Below are 17,117 nucleotides of genomic sequence, written 5' to 3'. Positions count from 1 at the left end.
ATGCCGCTTTTCATCCGGCGGATAATCAGCCATTGTCCGGCATCACTATTCGAAAATGGCGAACAATTCCCGATGGACAGATTTGAAGCGATGCGGGTGTTTTCGCGCGTGGTGGAGCGGCGCAGCTTTACGCTGGCCGCCGAAGACACCGGCCTTCCGCGCTCCACCGTGACGGATGCGGTCAAGCAGCTGGAAGCGCGGCTCGGGGTGCGCCTTCTCCAGCGCACGACCCGGCATGTCAGCCCGACGCTCGACGGCGAGGCATACTACCGGCGCTGTCTCACCATCCTGTCCGACATCGAGGATGCCGAGGGCGCTTTTGCCGGAGCCAAGCCGAAAGGTTTGCTGCGCATCGACGTCCACGGCAAGCTGGCGCGGCATTTCGTTCTGCCCGGACTGCCGGCTTTTCTGCAGGAATATCCGGACATCCAGATATATATGAGCGAGGGAGACAGGCTCGTCGATCTGATCCGCGAAGGGATAGATTGCGTGCTGCGTGCCGGCGACCTGCAGGACAGCGACATGATCGCCCGGCGCGTCGCTCTTCTGGAGGAAGTGACGTGCGTCTCGCCGGGATACATCGCCCGCTTCGGCCTGCCGCAAAGCATTGACGATCTCAGCGGGCACCAGATGATCGGCTTCTGGTCGACAGCCATCGGCGGCCTGCTGCCGCTGGAATTCACGGTGGCAGGCGGCATTCGCACTGTTTCGCTGCCGACGGTGGTTTCCGTCAACGGTGYCGACACGCTGGCTGCGGCGGCACGGCTCGGGCTTGGCATCATGCAGGCGCCGCGCTATTCGCTGGAGGAGGATCTCAGAAACGGCATGCTGGTCGCCATCCTGCCAGGCAATCCTCCCAGCCGCACGCCGGTCTCGCTGCTCTATCCCCGCAGCCGCCAGCTGTCGCCGCGTGTGCGCGTGTTCATCGACTGGCTGTCGCGGGAATTTGTCGCACGGCAGGACGCTCTATAAAAAGAAGCGGGTTGAGCCTTGCCTTTTGGCCGCCGCTTACCCACATGCGGCGGCAACTTCAGAGGCTCCTCTCGCATATCTTTCCCGCAGGGCGCGTCAATCCGGCACGCCGTTCCTTAAATCGATTCCGGATCGATCGGTTATGGGCTAGACGTGTGAATGTCCGCAGGAATCAGGAAAATCGACATGAACGCCAACGATATCAGCGAGATTTCCGCCTGGTTGACGAAGCAGGGCCTGAAGGGCACGGACGAAATGGACATCGTCAACGGCTTCTGCCAGCGCGCCCGCGCCGCCGGCATGCGGCTTGATCGCGGCCTTGCGCTGATCGATACGCTGCATCCGGTGTACGAAGGGCGGGCCTTCCAATGGGACAGCCAGGAGCCGGTGAAATCGGCAATCGAATACGGACCGACCAATGAGGGCGTTTCGGCTGAGAACTGGGAACGCTCGGCATTTTTTCATCTGCGCGAGAACAATCAGAACGAGATCCGCCGGCGCCTCGGGTTCGGTGATCCCGCTGATTTTTACATGCTGGATGTGATGCTGGCCGCCGGGCACAAAGACTACGTCGCGATGATCCATAGGTTCGCGCAGGACAGTCATATCGGCGATATGGACTGCTTTTATTCGCACTGGACGACCATGCACGCCGAGGGTTTTCGCGAGGAAGACCTGGCGGCGCTTCGACAATTGGTTCCGGTGCTGGCATTGGCGATCAAGTCGGGGTCGCTGACCCGTATTTCGCGGACCATTGCCGAGGTCTATCTCGGAGAAGACGCTGCCAAACAGGTGCTCGAAGGCCGCATTTCGCGCGGCAAGGCCGAGCGGATTTCTGCGGTGCTGTGGTTCTCCGATCTGCAGAACTATACCCGCATCTCAGACAACCTGCCGCCGGACGAGATCATTCCGTTCCTCAACGACTATGCCGACGCGGTGATTTCCTCCATCCACGAAGCCGGCGGCAACGTGCTGAAGCTGATCGGCGACGGCACGCTGGCGATCTTCAAGGCCGAGGAACGCGAGGATGCCTGCGGCCGGGCGCTGCTTGCCGAGCAGAATTTGCGCGCTAAGCTGAAAGGCCTGAACGAGCTGCGTCTGCTGGAGGGCCGGCCCGTCACCGAAGTCTATCTCGGGCTGCATATCGGCGATGTCTTCTACGGCAATATCGGCTCGAGCGACCGGCTGGATTTCACCGTCATCGGCCCGGCCGTCAACGAGGTCAGCCGCATCGCCTCGATGTGCCGTTTTGTCGACCGCAGCGTGATCATGTCATCGCAGTTCGTTGCTTCAGCGCCACCGCTGCGCAATTCGGAAGTGGTCTCCATCGGCCGCTACGCGCTGCGCGGCGTCAAGCGCGCCCAGGAACTGTTTACGCTGATGCCGCTGGAGACGGCGGCAGTCGAATAGGTCGGGTGTATCTACTGCCTAAGTCCAGCGGTGCCTGGGAAAATAGCGTCCACCCGGCCGCAGCATGGCAAGACTATTTCGTCGCCAGGACGTGGAGCCAATTGGTTGGTTTCCGGTCGTAACCGCTTCCCGGTTGGGCTTCGATCCGCACAGCGTCCCAAGCAAGTGGAGCGTAGGCTTCTCTCAGCCAGCTTTCGGAGGGATAGTTGTAATATCTGTCGAATTGGTCGCGGCCTTCACCGTCGCCAGCCTTGAAACTGGCATAGAAAACCCCGCCCGCCTTGAGCGCAGCGTGTATACGAGCGAGGATTCCAGGCAGTTCGGCTCTCGGGACATGGAGCAGGCAGGCATTGGCCCAGATCCCGTCGCAGGTGCCATGCTCATCAAGATCGCCAAACAATAAAGTGGAGACAGGAATCCCGAGACGCGTTTCGGCCGCGTGTGCAATCTCCGGGGTGCCGTCGGTCGGGCGGACGTCAAACCCTCTTGCGATCATGAATTCGCTGTCCTGTCCGCCGCCGCATCCGAGTTCAAGAACGGTCGCGCCCGGCTGCAAATGCGAAAGGAAAATCTCGATCCGCTGCCGGCTCGGCTCCTGGCTCCTTGAGGTATATTTGGTCGCTTCCGCCCCGTAAAAGCGCAGGGTTTCAGGATCGTGAGACATTGTGTTCTTTCAGAAGTTCATCATAAACCATTGTTTATATTGAAAATACTGAAGATGATCGACAATGTCAAAATCGTGAGTTGAAGGACCTTCCTCGCGAGAGGTCAGACCTTCTGTCCCGCCTCATTGAAGAAATGCAGGTTTGCCACCGGAAGCCTGACGTCGACCTCGCCATGCATGCCGAGGAAGCGGCGATCCAGCGTGAAGGCCTTGAAAGCGACCGGGCCAAGCTTCAGGTGAACGATGATGCCGAAGCCGGTCGGCTCGACCAGATCGACGGTGGCCTTCATCACGTCAGGGCCTTCTGCACCGAGAACCACATGCTCCGGCCGGATGCCGAGCGTGGCGCGGCTGCCATCGGCAAGGTTGGCGGTACCGCCGAGCGGGAGCACGATGCCGCCGGAGAGCGTGAAGCTTGCGGTATCGCCGGCCGCCATATAGCGGCCTTCGAAGAAATTCATGCCGGGCGACCCGATGAAGCCGGCGACGAAGAGGTTGGCCGGGCTGTCGTAGAGTTCGAGCGGGCTGCCGACCTGCTGGATGACGCCGCCATGCATGGCGACGATCCGGTCGGCCAAAGTCATCGCTTCGATCTGGTCATGGGTGACATAGATCGAGGTGGCGCCGAGGTCCTGGTGCAGTTTTTTGATCTCGGCGCGCATCTGTTCGCGAAGCCGCGCATCGAGGTTGGACAGCGGTTCGTCGAACAGGAAGGCCTTCGGCTCGCGCACGATGGCACGGCCCATGGCGACGCGCTGGCGCTGGCCGCCGGAAAGCGCCTTGGGGCGGCGTTCCATCAAGGGATCGAGGCCGAGCTTGCTTGCCGCACCGGCGACCACCGAAGCAATCTTTTCCTTGGCGGTTTTTCTGAGACGCAGGCTGTAGCTCATGTTCTTCGCCACGCTCATATGCGGATAGAGCGCATAGGACTGGAACACCATGGCGATGTCCCGGTCCTTCGGGGCAAGATCGTTGACGCGCTTGCCGTCGATGCGGATTTCGCCATCGGTGACGGCTTCCAGACCGGCGATCATCCGCAGCAGCGTGGACTTGCCACAGCCCGACGGGCCGACGAGGACGACGAATTCTCCGTCCTTGATCTCCAGATCGATGCCGTGCAGCACCGGATGGATGCCGTAGGACTTGCGGATAGCGGCGATATCGATGGATGCCATGGGATCAGCCTTTCACGGCGCCGGCCGTCAGGCCCTGCACGAGGTAACGTTGGATCAACAGGAAGAACAGGCAGGCCGGAATGAGCGCCATAACGCCCGCTGCCATCATCTGTCCAAAATCGACCGAGAATTTCGACACGAAGGAAAGCAGCCCGACCGGGAAGGTCGCGGTATCGTTGCCGGAGATCAGCATCAGCGAGAACAGAAGCTCGCTCCAGGCGGCGGTGAACACGAAGCCGAGGGTGGCGGCGATGCCCGGCAGCGTCAGCGGCAGGATGATCTGGCGGAAGGCGACGAACTGGGTGGCGCCGTCGATCATCGCGGCTTCCTCCAGATCCTTCGGAATGCCGTCGAAGAAGGACTGCATCAGGAAGGTGGCGAACGGCACGTTGAAGGCGGTGTAGACGATGACGAGGCCGGTGAGGCTGTTGGTGAGCCCCAGCGGCGACAGCATCTTGAAGATCGGCGCAACCAGCATCACCAGCGGGAACATCTGGGTGAGCAGCATCAAGGTCACGATCCAGTATTTGCCGCGGAAGGTGAAGCGTGACATCGCGTAGCCGGCAAGCGAGGCAAGGACCGTGACGATCACGGCGGTCGAGCCCGAGACGATGAGGCTGTTCTTGAAGAAGGTCGGGAATTCGCTGTGTTTCAGGACGAATTCGAAATGCTCGAAACTGGTTCGCGATGGCCACATCTTGATGCCCTCGGAATAGAGCAGCTTGTTGGGCGTGACCGAGACTTTCAAGAGCCAGTAGAGCGGGAACAGCGCAAAGACGACATAGGCAAGAATTGCCAGCCGGTGCGCGAGAATGGAGACGATGCGTTTGTTTGTCATGATCTCAATCCTTGCTCAAAAGCCATTGGCGCAGGATCACGATCAGCATGGAATAGGTGATCAGCAACACAAGCAGCACAAGCGCGATCGCCGAGGCATAGCCGAAATCCAGCCGCTTGAAGGCCTGGGTGAAGATGTAGCTGGCGACGATCTGGCTGCGGTCGGCCGGTCCGCCATTGGTCATGACGATGATCAGGTCGGCGAAATTTGAGATCCAGACGGTGCGCAGCAGAACGGTGATTGCAATGGTCGGGGCGAGGAAGGGCAGCGTGATCGAGAGGAAGCGCTGCACCGGACCGGCACCATCGATGCTGGCGGCCTCATAGAGATCGCGCGGGATCGCCTGCAGGGCAGCGAGAAGTGTGATGGCGAAGAACGGGATGCCCCACCAGACATTGGCGACGATCGGCCCCCACATGGAAAGCTGCGGGTCGGAGAGGATATTGGAAGGCTCACTCATCAGGCCGAGCGAAAACAGCCAATGCGGTATGGGGCCGACGACGGGATTGAACAACCAGGCCCAGTTGAGACCGGCGAGAAAACTCGGCACGGCCCAGGGCAGGAAGACCAGCGCCTGGACGATGGCGCGGCCGTGGAACGGCTTGTCGAGCAGCAGCGCGAGGATCAGGCCGAAGACGAACTGCAGCAGCACGGACCAGCCGGTCCACCACAGCGTGTTCTTCAAGGCCCGGTAGAAATTCTGGTCCTGCGACAGCGTCCGGAAGTGATCGAGCCCGATGAAGCCCCCGGAAAACGGGTTGAGCAGCTGGATATCGCGGAAGGCATAGGAGATGCCGAGCGCCAGCGGCACCAGCATGACGGTGACAATCAGGATCAGCGCGGGCGCGCTATAGAGATAGGGAGCGGAGGCATCGGCAAGGCGCTTCTTCAGCGGCCGCTGGTCCCTGCGCGCGCCGCCATTGCGGGCTGCTGCATGTGAAGCCATCGTCAAATAATTCCAGTTGGCGGCGTGCCTCTGCGGCAGCCGGCTCTTCTGTTCGGGGAATGGGCCGCAGGCAGCCGGCGTCATGCCACTGCCTGCGGGTAAGGGCTGATGACTTATTTGCTCGCGAGGAACTTCTGTTGAGCCTTGGTCATGTACTCAGCCCATTGCTTGGCCATTTCCTCTGGTGTGATGTCGCCGAGCATGGCTTCCTGGCTGGTCTTGATCGCCATGGAATCCTTGAAGAAGGCGAATTCTTCCAGATAGGTCGGCATCACGGTCGGGATAGCGTCCTTGTCGGCCAGCTCCTCGAACCAGCCCTTGAACTGGTCTGTGGCGAAGAAGGGATCCTTCTCGGCGGACTTGAGCGCCGGCAGGGCTCCGATCTTCTTGTTCCACTCGATATTGCCTTCCGGGCCTTCGAGCGTGGCGATCAGCTTCCAGGACAGGTCCTTGTTGGCGCTGGCCGACATCATCGACCAGCCGGCAAAGCCGATGGTCGGGAATGTCTTGCCGGACGGACCCTTCGGCATGGTGGTGACGCCGTAATCGGCCGCATCCATGCGCTCGGCAATGGCGATCAAGGCGTCCGGATCCTGGTCGAGCATGGCGCAGGTGCCGGTGTAGAAGCCAGCGACGATCTCGTTGAAGCCCCAGTTGACGCTGTCTTTCGGCGCATAGCCGTTCTTGTAGAGATCGGTCAGCCAGGTGAAGCCCTTGACCCAGCCTTCTTCAGAGAACTTCGAGGTGCCGTCGGCGTTGAAATAGGTGTTGTCGCCCGCCATCGTGGCGCCCATCATCATCCAGCCGTTGAGGCCGCCCGGACCGCCGCGCATGCAATAGGCATACTTGCCCGGCAACTTCTTGATTTTTTCGGCGGCGGCGACAAAGTCGTCCATCGTCTTCGGCGGGCCGTCGACGCCGGCTTCGGCGAAGATCTTCTTGTTGTAGAACATGGCGCGCAGATAGAAGCCGTAGGGCAGCATATAGGCGGTGTCCTTGACGTCGCGGCCAAGTTCAAGCGCGCGATCCGTCAGTTCCGGCGTCTGGTCCCAGGTCTTGAGGAAAGGCTCGAGGCTTTCGAGCATGCCGTTATTGGCATAGAGCGACAGCCAGGTATCGGGCATTTCCATCACGTCCGGAATTTCGCCGGCCGAAACCATGGTGGCAAACTTCTGGAAGGCTTCCCCCCAGGGCAGCGAGATGATCTCGACCGTCGTGCCAGGGTTGGCGGCCTCGAACTTGGCAACGATCGACTTCAGGGTCTCGGTGCGCTCCGGGCTGGTGATGACCTCCACCAGCTTCAGCTTGGTATCGGCAAGGGCGGTGCCCGCCATCAGCGTGGCGATCACGGTCGCCGCAATCAGTTTCCTCATTTTCGTTTCCCTCTTATTGTTGGTTTAAGTTGCTTGCTGTCGTGTCAGCCTGCCGAGGCGGCAGCGATTGCCGCATCGATATCGCTCCAGAGGGCCTCCGTTCCCTCCAGGCCGACATGGAGCCGTACCGACCGCGGACTGATGCCGAAGGCGACCGCGGAATTGGGTTGTGCTTTTTGCGAAAGGACGACTTCGCCCGGCACGATCAGGCTTTCGTGCCCGCCCCAGCTGACACCGAGCTTGAACAGCTCAAGGTGGTCGCTAAAGGTGCGGACATTGATGCCCTCCTTGAAAATGAAGGAAAACAGGCCGGACGTGCCCTTGAGACCGGGTGCCAGCTGGTTGGCAAGGCCGGGATAACAAACGGTTTCGACCGCGTCATGCGCCTGCAACCGCTTGGCGATGGCGACGGTGGATTGCTCATGCGCCTTCATGCGGATCGGCAATGTGCGCATGCCGCGGATCAACAGCCACGCATCGAAGGGCGACAGCTTGCCGCCGAGATAGGGGTAAGCTTCCGACCGGATCCGGCCGATCAGTTCCTTGGAGCCTGCAACGACGCCGGCAACGACATCGCTGTGGCCGCCGAGATATTTCGATGCCGAATGGATGACCAGATCGACCCCGAGCGAGATCGGCTGCTGGAAAACCGGGCTTGCCCAGCTGTTGTCGATGGCGGAGATAATACCATGGCTCTTGGCAAGGGCTGCGAGGGCTGCGACGTCATGGGTCTGCATGACCCAGCTCGTCGGGCTTTCCAGATAGAGGAGTTTCGCGCCGGGCAAGGCCTTGGCAACCGCCTCCTCGTCGCGGCCATCGACATAGGTGACCTCGATGTTCATGCGCTTGAAGAACGTGCCAAAAAGGCGAAAAGCATCGGGATAGAGATGCTTGACGGCGACGATGCGGTCGCCGGGCTCGACGAAGGACAGCACCGTCGAGGAGATCGCCGACATGCCGCTGGCAAAGCCGATGGCATCTTCCGCGCCTTCGAGTTTTGCCAGCATTTCCTCGAATATCCGCACGGTGGGGTTCAGGCCGCGCGTATAGATCGGCCGGACTTTTTCGCCGCGATAGGAGGCGACCATGTCGTCGTAGTCGGTGAAGGTGAACAGCGACGTCTGCACGATCGGCGGCACGACGGCGTCATAGGCATTGCTCACGTCGTGGGCGACGATGAGGGAGGCTTCCTCGAACTGATCGAACCCGTTGCTCATTTGGACATTTCCTTGATGTCTTCCTCGACGATCGCGAGGATTTTCAGTGTTTCGGCACGGGCGGCTTCAGGGTCCTGTGCCGCGATGGCGTTGAACAGCGTGCGGTGGAACGGAAAGGAGCGGCGGGCGAAATCCGGCCGGTCGAAAGGCTTTTCCCAGAACCGTTCGAAAGCGCCGCGCATCTGTTCAAGCAGCTGCTTGAACAGCGGATTGTGGGTGGCGTCGTAGATAGCCAGGTGGAAGGCAAGGTCTTCCGGGCCGGACGAGCCCTTGGAAAGGTGCACCCGTTCCATCTCGTCGAGCTTCTCCTCGATCGTCTTGAGGTCCTGCGGTGTGCGCATGCGGGCCGCGACCATGCCGGCTTCCGCCTCGATGCCGCGGCGTACTTCCAGCGTCTTAAGCAGAACGTCGCGCAGATGCGTCGTTTCCAGCGACAGCGGCATGTGAATGGTGGTGCCGGAGATCGGCTTGAGCAGATAGGTGCCGCTGCCCTTGCGGGCCTCGACGACACCGAGCGCCTGAAAATGGCGGATGACTTCGCGGATGGTCGAGCGGCCAACGGCAAGCGCCGTCATCAGCTCGCGTTCGGCCGGAAGGCGGTCGCCGGGGGCGAGGTTGGAGCGCTGGATGTAATCGGCAAGCGCTGCCGTCACCTGTTGCGCCCGGTCGGCCGGGGGCAGGGGGGCAAGTGTAGCTCTCGCATCCTTGTGGTCCATTGTCCGCTTTCCAGCTGAAACCAGAATTGGTCTGACATCTGAGCAATAATGCAAATTGGAAGAGACCCGTCAAGAGGCAGATAATGGTTTCGGCACTGCATTCAGATGAGCTGACACGACGACACCGATCGGGATCGTTGAAATGGCGGCCTGCCTGCTGATGCGGTAAAATGGCCGGGTGAAATTATTCCATCGCGCCGGAGTGTTCCTGCGCTTGAAACGGCAGGTGCGAGATGTCATTCGCAAACCGCAAGGACGCAGGTGCCAGACTGGCCGCCGCATTGGCAGGCTATCGCGAAAAATGCCCGGTCGTGATTGCACTTCCGCGTGGTGGCGTGGTCGTCGCTGCCGAAATCGCCAAAGCGCTTGATGCGCCGCTGGACCTGCTCCTCGTCCAGAAGATAGGCGTACCGTTTCAGCCGGAGCTTGCGATGGGGGCAATCGTCGATGGGCCAGAGCCAACAATCGTTCGCAATGAAAACGTCATCCGGCAGGTGCAAATCCACGACGCGGAGTTTTCCGCAATGTGCAGGGCGCAACAGGCGGAGATCGAGCGGCGCAAACGGCTCTACCTCGGCGATCGCAACAGCGTCCCTCTAACCGGGCGGGTTGTCATCGTCGTCGATGATGGCATCGCAACCGGCTCCACCGTCAAGGCGGCGCTCAAGGCCATTCGAAAACAAGGGCCGCAGGAACTGGTGCTGGCCGTTCCCGTCGCGCCGACCGGATCCCTTGAAGAGTTGGAAAGAGACGCTGATGCGCTCATCTGTCTCGAAGCGCCGTTTTTCTTCCGCGCTGTCGGGCATTTTTACGCTGATTTTCGCCAGGTGAGCGATGCGGAGGTTATTTCCGCGCTGGAGGCCGCCAATCAGCGTGGGTCAGCGTAGCAATTGCGGTCAGGTGTTTGGCGGGGTTTGCAGAGAACGGACGATCCATTCACTGGAAGAATGCACCGGTTAGATTCTCCCAAGCTCCGGGCCTGCAATCCCCTGCGGATAGGTCCGCTCGGTGAGCGGTACGGCCGCGATGGCGGCGAGCAGCCGGTCGATCAGCAAAGTCTCCGCCCGGCTGCCGCGTGCGGAACGCTTGGTGACCAGGTAGACATCGGCGGCCGGCGGGTTTTCATAGGGTGGCAATTGCCACAGTTGCCGTGCCTCGATGTCGGCTGCCACCACGTGGATGGGCAGGGGGCCGAAGCCGAAACCGACCTTGATGAGGCGCTTGACCTCTTCGAGATTGGTGAAGAGCCCGAGCACCGGTCCGTTGAAATTCTCCCGTTGCCGCAGTCGGGCGACCGGTGCCAGAGCGCCGCCGAGCTGGTCCGTCTTGAAGGAGACGTAGTCCAGGGCGGCGAGCTCGGTGATATCGGTCTCGCGCTTGCCGAACAGCGGGTGACCGGGCGCACAGAAGAAGCCGAAATGCTCGCGGTAAAGTATTGTATAGTCGAGCTCCGGGTGTTTTTCATGGGCGAGGCAGATGCCAAGGCAGGATTCACCGGACAGAACGTTATCGATGACCGTCTGACTGGCGGAAACCGTGGTCGAGAAGCTGACGCGCGGAAAGGTTCTGTGGAAATCGGCGAGGAAACGGTCGAGGAAAGGGCATTCGATATGGCTGGCAAACGCCATCTCGACATGACCGGTGACCAGATCCGGATCGTCCTTGACGAGATCGGGAAGGCCGGTGACGATCGAGAACATCGTCAGGCATTCGGCATAGAGCCGCTCGCCCGCCGGGGTCATCCGAAAGTGATTGGAGGAACGGTCGATCAGGCGGCAGGCCATGTGCGCTTCGAGGCGGCGCAACGCGTTGCTGATGGTCGGCTGCTTCAGCGACAGCCGGTTGCCCGCTGCCGTCAGGCTCTTTTCCTCGACGATCACCGTGAAGGTGCGCAAAAGGTTCCAGTCGATCTCCCAGACAAAGCGGCGTCGCGGACTGGCCATAAGTCACCTCATTCATTTGGTGAATGCTGGTCCTTCACCTAATGTATTTGTCGGGCCAAGTCCATTGTGGTTTGATCATCGTCACCGGAGATCCAGCGAGGCGTTACGTGACGGACAGAGCCCAGATTTTCCCCGATTTCGGGTTGAGCCCTGAGCAACGGCACCAGGCCGTGCGCGGGCACTATTACGAATATCCGGGCATGGACGGCGCCCGCGGCGAAATCTGGTGCTACACGCGATCCTATGCCTATGCGCCCGGCGCGATGGTGGACCTGCATATCAGCTCGACAGCGCCTTCCTGCCGGCTGGAAATCGTTCGCGACGGTGCGGAGCAAATCAGCGTTTTTGGTACCGGCGATATCGCCACGGTCTGGCAGGAAACGCCCGATCAGGTCTCCGTCACCGGCTGCGGCTGGGAACCGGCCTTCACCTTTACGGTCCATGACAGCTGGCCGTCCGGCGCTTACCGTATCACGCTGACGGCCGAGGGACGCGACGGCAAGCCGATCCAGTGCCACCACATGATCATCGTCCTGCCGAAGGCTGGACTCAAACCCGGCCGTGTCCTGCAGGTCGCGGCCACCGGCACCTGGACCGCTTACAACACCTGGGGCGGATCGAACCACTATCAGGGCATCACCGGCCCCAATCGCGACAAATACGCGACCACGGTCAGCATCGAACGGCCGTTCTGCCGCGGTTTTGTCGTACTGCCGCCGGATGCGCCGCGCGTGCCGCTGGAGGTGAGCCTGCCGCCGGGCACCATCCCGCGTTATCCGCATATGGAATGGGCCTTTGCCAACGGCTATTCGAAGAAATACACCTCGTCCGGCTGGGCGAGCTACGACAGCCTGTTCTTCCGCTGGGCCGAGCGACAGGGGTACGGCGTCGATCTCGCCAGCCAGCACGAGCTGCACGACAACCCCGGCATTCTGAATGACTATGACTGCGTCGTCTTCGTCGGTCATGACGAATACTGGACCTGGGAAATGCGCGATGCCGTCGACGCCTATGTCGACCAGGGCGGGCGTGTCGCCCGTTTTGCCGGCAATTTCATGTGGCAGACGCGGCTGGAGGACGAGGGCCAGCGGCAGGTCTGCTACAAATATCTCGCACGCAAGGAAGATCCGGCCTATCAGGGCGGCGACGTCACCCGCGCCACCAATTCCTGGGAAGCACCCGAAATCGGCCGCCCCGGCGCGCTGACCTTCGGGCTCAACGCCACCAATGGCGTCTATTCCGGCTGGGGCGGCTGTGCGCCGCGCGGCGTGCGCGGTTTCCCGATCTACCGGCCACGTCACTGGGCCTTTGCCGGAACCGGCCTGTTCTACGGCGATCTGCTCGGGGCCGACAGTCATATCTATGGCTACGAGGTCGATGGCCTGGCTTACGAAATCCGTTACGGCCTGCCTTATCCGACCGCCGATAGCGGCGCGCCGGAGGGGCTGGAAATCCTGGCTTTGGGCATGGCGAGCCAGGTCGAGGAAAGTGATATCCTGACGCGCGAAGACCTGTTCTTCGGTGACGAGGACGGACGCTTCATCGCCGAGACGCTCTATGGCGAGGCCAGCGACGAGAATATGGAAAAGGTTCGCTACAGCAACGGCATGATCGTCAACTTCAAGCGCGGCAAGGGCGAGGTTTTCCACGCCGGTACCTGCGAATGGGTGGCGGGCCTGCTGCGCAACGATAAGATGGTCGAGCGCGTCACCGCCAATGTGCTTAACCGCTATCTCAATCGATAATTTCACCAAGAGCAGAACATCATGAACATCCAAGCCAATGAGCGGCCCGCATCCCATCTCTTCTACGTGACACGGCTGCGCCGGCCGCTGGTCGAACGCGCCGAGGGCATCTATGTCTGGACCAAGGACGGGCGACGCTTCATCGACGGCTCCAGCGGGCCGATGGTCAGCAATATCGGCCACGGCAACCGCCATGTCATCGAGGCGATGAAGCGGCAGATGGACAAGACGAGTTTCGCCTATCGCCTGCATTTCGAGAACGAACCGGCCGAGGAGCTGGCCCGGCGGCTGGCTGGAAAAATGCCTGGCGACCTCGACCGCATCTTCTTCGTCTCCGGCGGCTCGGAAGCGGTGGAATCGGCCATCAAGCTGGCGCGGCAATGGGCGGTGGCGACCAATCAGCCGAAACGCTGGAAGGTGATCTGCCGGTTTCCGTCCTACCACGGCGGCACGATCGGCGCGCTTGGCGTGACCGGCGACCTGGCGCTGACCGAAACTTTTGCGCCGCAGATCCAGCCAATGCCGGCCATTCCCGCTCCAACAGCCTACCGCGACCGCGACAACCTGACGATGGAACAACGCGGCCTGCGTTACGCCGACATGCTGGAGGAGAAAATCCTTTCCGAAGGTCCCGAAAGCGTTGTCGCCTTCATCATGGAGCCAATCGGCGGAGCGGCGACGGCAGCGCTGGTGGCGCCGGACAGCTATTTCGCGCGCATCCGCGAAATCTGCGACAAATACGGCATCCTTTTAATCCATGACGAGGTGATGAGCGGTGCTGCGCGCACCGGCAAATATCTCGGCGGCGATCACTGGAATTGCAAGCCGGATATCATCACGCTGTCGAAGGGGATCGGCTCGGGCTATGCCGCACTCGGCGCCATGGCGGCTTCAGCAAAACTGGTGAAGCCGGTGCTCGACATGGGCGGCTTCCAGCATGGCTATACCTATGCCGGCAACCCGCTCGCCTGCGCCGCAGGCCTGGCGGTGCTCGAGGAGATGGAGCGGCTCGGCGTCGAAGCCAACGCTGCCGCGATGGGCGAGCTGCTGAAATCCGAATTGGAAGGACTTGCCAAACGCTTCCCGTTTATCGCTGGCGTGCGCGGCAAGGGTCTGCTGATCGGTGCCGATCTCGTGGCCGATCCTGTGAGCTTCAAGCCCTTTCCGAAGGTGCAGGCGACCAACCAGCGGCTGCTCGACATCGCCTATGACAAGGGGTTGATCCTCTATTCCCGCCGTATCCGCGGCGATGGCTACGAAGCCGACAATCTGATTTTGGCGCCGCCGCTGATCATCACTCCTGCGGAAATCGGTGAAATGGTTTCGGTTCTCGGCGACAGCTTCGAACAGCTGGCGCGCGAACTCGATCTCCCGGTAAACGGCTGAATGAAGAACATGAAAAACAAAGTCATCATCACCTGTGCCGTCACCGGCTCCGTCCATACACCGTCGATGAGCCCCTATCTGCCGGTGACGCCGGATCAGATCGCCGAACAGGCAATCGCGGCAGCGCAAGCCGGCGCGTCGATCCTGCATCTGCATGCCCGCAATCCGGCCGACGGGCGGCCGACCGCAGACCCCGCAATTTTCATGCAGTTTCTACCGCGCATCAAGCAGGCAACCGATGCCGTCATCAACATCTCCACCGGCGGCAGTTCGCTGATGACGCTGGACGACCGGCTGGCAGCATCGCTTCAGGCGCAGCCGGAAATGTGCTCGCTCAACATGGGTTCGATGAATTTCGGCATTTTCCCGCTGGCGAAGCCCGGCATGGAATGGCAGCACGAATGGGAGCCGCAGCTTCTGGAGGCGACGCGCGGCACGATCTTCAAGAATACGTTTGCCGATATCGAGGATATCCTGAAACGGCTGGGCGAGGGGTGCGGCACCCGCTTCGAATTCGAATGCTACGACGTCGGCCATCTCTATTCGCTGAAGCATTTCTACGATCGCGGCCTGGTGAAAGGGCCGCTGTTCATCCAGTTCGTGCTCGGCATTCTCGGCGGCATCGGCGCCGATCCGGATAATCTCAGCCACATGAAGCGCACTGCCGACAAGCTGTTTGGAGACGATTATCGCTTCTCGGTTCTGGCCGCTGGCCGCCAGCAGATGCCGCTGATCACCATGGGGGCTGCGATGGGCGGCAATGTGCGGGTTGGGCTGGAAGACAGCCTTTATCTTGGGCGCGGGGAACTTGCCAAATCCAATGCCGATCAGGTGAGCCGCATCCGCACCGTTCTCGAAGCTCTGTCGCTGGAGGTTGCGACGCCCGACGAGGCACGCACGATGCTGGCGCTCAAGGGCGGCGACCGGGTGGGCTTCTGATGGTCGATGCCTTGAACCAGCGCGTGGAAATTCGTGTCGCGACATCGCAGGATGTGCATCTCATCCACGCGGGCCTCATGATCATCGCGCGGCATCTGGATGCCGTCGGTAAAGTGACTGCGACCCCGGAAGATCTTCGCAAGCATGGTTTCGGACCGCAGCCGGCCTTTACCGTTCTCATCGCCGAAATTGGTGGAGAATTTGCCGGCATGTGCCTGTTCTTTCAGAGCTTCTCGACTTGGCGGGGGCAGAAGGGCGCTTACATCCAGGATATTGCCGTCGAGGAACGCTTTCGCGGCAGCGGAATCGGCGTTGCGCTTCTGCGCCACACGGCGGCGCATGTCCAGGCCGGGGGAGGCACCTATCTGCGCCTGTCGGTCGAGGCGAAAAACATCTCGGCCCAGCACTTCTATCAGCGGATGGGGCTTGTCTGGTCTGAGGAAGAGCGGATTCATGCAGCCTATGGCGAGGCGTTCGAAGCGCTCGCCGGACAGCACGAGAGCGGGGTTTGAGGGACGAACATGAAGACGTTCTATGCTGACGAGCAGAAAAAACACGATCCGAAAATGTTCCTGTCGAGCGGGGCGCCACAGCCCAATCCAGAAAAACCTGAGCGGATCGAGCGGCTGCTTGCCGGCGCAAGGGCTGCTGGATCCGAGATCGTCAGGCCGCGTGACCACGGCCTGAAGCCGATCGCCGCCGTCCATACGCCGGAATATCTCGAGTTCCTGCAGAACATTTTTCTCCGCTGGCAGCGGATCCAGGGGGCCTCGGAGGAGGTGATCCCGAACATCCATCCGCTGGCGAGAACCGGGCGTTATCCGGCCTCTGCCGTCGGTCAGGCCGGATATCACATGGCTGACACGGCTTGCCCGATTTCCGCCGATACCTGGGGCAGCGCCTGCTGGAGCGCCTGGAGTGCTGTCGAGGCCGCCGAAGCTGTTCTGGCCGGTGCCCGCCATACTTACGCGCTCTGCCGCCCACCGGGACACCATGCCTTTGCCGACGTCGCCGGCGGGTTCTGCTTCCTCAACAATTCGGCCATCGCCGCGCARCATCTGCTGCAATCTTCAAAACGCGTCGCCATCCTTGATGTCGATCTGCATCACGGCAACGGCACGCAGGGCATTTTCTACGGCCGCAGCGACGTTTTGACGGTATCGCTGCATGCCGATCCCGTGCGCTTCTATCCGTTCTTCTGGGGCAATGCCGACGAACGCGGCGAAGGCCTGGGGCTCGGCTACAACTACAATCTGCCACTGCCGCGCAAGACGGCCGATGCCGGGTTTCTCGAGGCGCTGGAGGTCGCCAACCGCCGCATCGAAGCCTATGCGCCGGATGCGTTGGTGGTTGCGCTTGGCCTCGACGCCTTCGAAGGCGATCCTTTCGGCGGACTATCCGTCTCGACGCCGGGCTTTGCCCGGATCGCCGAAGCGATCAGCAGCCTGGGCCTTCCCACTGTCATCGTCCAGGAAGGCGGCTATCTCTGCAATGAACTCGGCGACAATCTGACGTCGTTCCTGACCGGGTTTGGCCATTGACGGTTGGGTGGCCGGCCGGCGGCGTGAAAGTTCCATAACAAGTCTTATCGAACTGGAGCCTGTAGGGGCTATTTAGTAATGCGACAGTTGGGCCAGTTAGAGATGCGACACTCTCGCCTCTCGATGCGCTGGTCAACGTCAACGTTGGGAGCAAGGATGACGACCCTCAGCCTGGTGGAGACCATGAGCGTTTGGAGTCGTGATGTCCTGTTTGATCACCATGTCGCAGAAAGAATTGCATCGCCTCGAAGT

Annotated in this window: 16 protein-coding genes; 8 read left to right on the top strand and 8 right to left on the bottom strand. The window is 61.1% G+C overall.

Features of this window, described 5'->3' with window-relative positions; all coding sequences use genetic code 11:
• Positions 1 to 72 precede the first annotated feature (72 nt).
• Positions 73 to 972 (top strand): LysR family transcriptional regulator, encoded by a 900-nt coding sequence (locus AC1D17_RS17685; RefSeq protein WP_477566657.1) that lies wholly within the window; start codon positions 73 to 75, stop codon positions 970 to 972.
• A 186-nt stretch (positions 973 to 1,158) separates the two neighbouring features.
• A complete protein-coding gene (locus AC1D17_RS17680) occupies positions 1,159 to 2,382 on the top strand; it encodes an adenylate/guanylate cyclase domain-containing protein (protein WP_477566656.1) in 1,224 nt (407 codons plus the stop codon).
• Positions 2,383 to 2,455: 73 nt separating this feature from the next.
• Here the strand turns inward: AC1D17_RS17680 and AC1D17_RS17675 are convergent, their stop codons facing one another.
• The 7 genes from AC1D17_RS17675 to AC1D17_RS17645 all read right to left on the bottom strand — a co-directional run bounded on the left by AC1D17_RS17675 (position 2,456) and on the right by AC1D17_RS17645 (position 9,311).
• Complete coding sequence (locus AC1D17_RS17675; protein ID WP_477566655.1) at positions 2,456 to 3,046, bottom strand: class I SAM-dependent methyltransferase; 591 nt, start codon at positions 3,044 to 3,046, stop codon at positions 2,456 to 2,458.
• Between the two features lie 104 nt (positions 3,047 to 3,150).
• Positions 3,151 to 4,221 carry an ABC transporter ATP-binding protein gene (locus AC1D17_RS17670; RefSeq protein ID WP_477566654.1) on the bottom strand — a complete coding sequence of 357 codons (1,071 nt, stop codon included), beginning with the start codon at positions 4,219 to 4,221 and terminating at the stop codon, positions 3,151 to 3,153.
• 4 nt (positions 4,222 to 4,225) lie between these two features.
• Positions 4,226 to 5,059 (bottom strand): carbohydrate ABC transporter permease, encoded by an 834-nt coding sequence (locus tag AC1D17_RS17665; protein ID WP_477566653.1) that lies wholly within the window; start codon positions 5,057 to 5,059, stop codon positions 4,226 to 4,228.
• A gap of 4 nt (positions 5,060 to 5,063) precedes the next feature.
• Positions 5,064 to 6,005, bottom strand: a complete 942-nt coding sequence (locus AC1D17_RS17660) for a carbohydrate ABC transporter permease (protein WP_477566652.1) — start codon at positions 6,003 to 6,005, stop codon at positions 5,064 to 5,066.
• 113 nt (positions 6,006 to 6,118) lie between these two features.
• Positions 6,119 to 7,378, bottom strand: coding sequence for an ABC transporter substrate-binding protein (locus AC1D17_RS17655; protein ID WP_477566651.1), 1,260 nt, complete (start codon positions 7,376 to 7,378; stop codon positions 6,119 to 6,121).
• Between the two features lie 44 nt (positions 7,379 to 7,422).
• Positions 7,423 to 8,595, bottom strand: a complete 1,173-nt coding sequence (locus AC1D17_RS17650; protein ID WP_477566650.1) for a PLP-dependent transferase — start codon at positions 8,593 to 8,595, stop codon at positions 7,423 to 7,425.
• Positions 8,592 to 9,311, bottom strand: coding sequence for a FadR/GntR family transcriptional regulator (locus AC1D17_RS17645; RefSeq protein ID WP_477566649.1), 720 nt, complete (start codon positions 9,309 to 9,311; stop codon positions 8,592 to 8,594). Before AC1D17_RS17645 ends, AC1D17_RS17650 begins: the two co-directional genes overlap by 4 nt.
• Positions 9,312 to 9,544: 233 nt before the next feature.
• Here AC1D17_RS17645 and AC1D17_RS17640 point away from each other — a divergent pair, with 233 nt between their 5' ends.
• Positions 9,545 to 10,198 carry a phosphoribosyltransferase gene (locus tag AC1D17_RS17640; RefSeq protein ID WP_477566648.1) on the top strand — a complete coding sequence of 218 codons (654 nt, stop codon included), beginning with the start codon at positions 9,545 to 9,547 and terminating at the stop codon, positions 10,196 to 10,198.
• A 69-nt stretch (positions 10,199 to 10,267) separates the two neighbouring features.
• Here the strand turns inward: AC1D17_RS17640 and AC1D17_RS17635 are convergent, their stop codons facing one another.
• Positions 10,268 to 11,254 (bottom strand): LysR family transcriptional regulator, encoded by a 987-nt coding sequence (locus AC1D17_RS17635; protein ID WP_477566647.1) that lies wholly within the window; start codon positions 11,252 to 11,254, stop codon positions 10,268 to 10,270.
• Positions 11,255 to 11,361: 107 nt separating this feature from the next.
• Here AC1D17_RS17635 and AC1D17_RS17630 point away from each other — a divergent pair, with 107 nt between their 5' ends.
• Genes AC1D17_RS17630 through AC1D17_RS17610 form a run of 5 tightly spaced genes read left to right on the top strand, consistent with a single transcriptional unit; the run spans position 11,362 to position 16,865 of the window.
• Positions 11,362 to 12,999, top strand: a complete 1,638-nt coding sequence (locus AC1D17_RS17630; protein WP_477566646.1) for a N,N-dimethylformamidase beta subunit family domain-containing protein — start codon at positions 11,362 to 11,364, stop codon at positions 12,997 to 12,999.
• A gap of 21 nt (positions 13,000 to 13,020) precedes the next feature.
• Positions 13,021 to 14,385 carry an aminotransferase family protein gene (locus AC1D17_RS17625; RefSeq protein WP_477566645.1) on the top strand — a complete coding sequence of 455 codons (1,365 nt, stop codon included), beginning with the start codon at positions 13,021 to 13,023 and terminating at the stop codon, positions 14,383 to 14,385.
• 9 nt (positions 14,386 to 14,394) lie between these two features.
• On the top strand, positions 14,395 to 15,324 hold the full coding sequence (gene kce, locus AC1D17_RS17620) for a 3,5-dioxohexanoate:acetyl-CoA acetone transferase (protein ID WP_477566644.1): 930 nt from the start codon (positions 14,395 to 14,397) through the stop codon (positions 15,322 to 15,324).
• Positions 15,324 to 15,836, top strand: coding sequence for an N-acetyltransferase family protein (locus AC1D17_RS17615; protein WP_477566643.1), 513 nt, complete (start codon positions 15,324 to 15,326; stop codon positions 15,834 to 15,836). Before kce ends, AC1D17_RS17615 begins: the two co-directional genes overlap by 1 nt.
• A gap of 9 nt (positions 15,837 to 15,845) precedes the next feature.
• Positions 15,846 to 16,865 carry a histone deacetylase family protein gene (locus AC1D17_RS17610; RefSeq protein WP_477566642.1) on the top strand — a complete coding sequence of 340 codons (1,020 nt, stop codon included), beginning with the start codon at positions 15,846 to 15,848 and terminating at the stop codon, positions 16,863 to 16,865.
• The last annotated feature ends 252 nt before the right edge of the window (positions 16,866 to 17,117 follow it).

The organism is Pararhizobium sp. P1_E7 (assembly GCF_056405855.1).
Note: the sequence above shows the minus strand (reverse complement) of the source record. Positions and strands in the feature narration are given on the sequence as shown.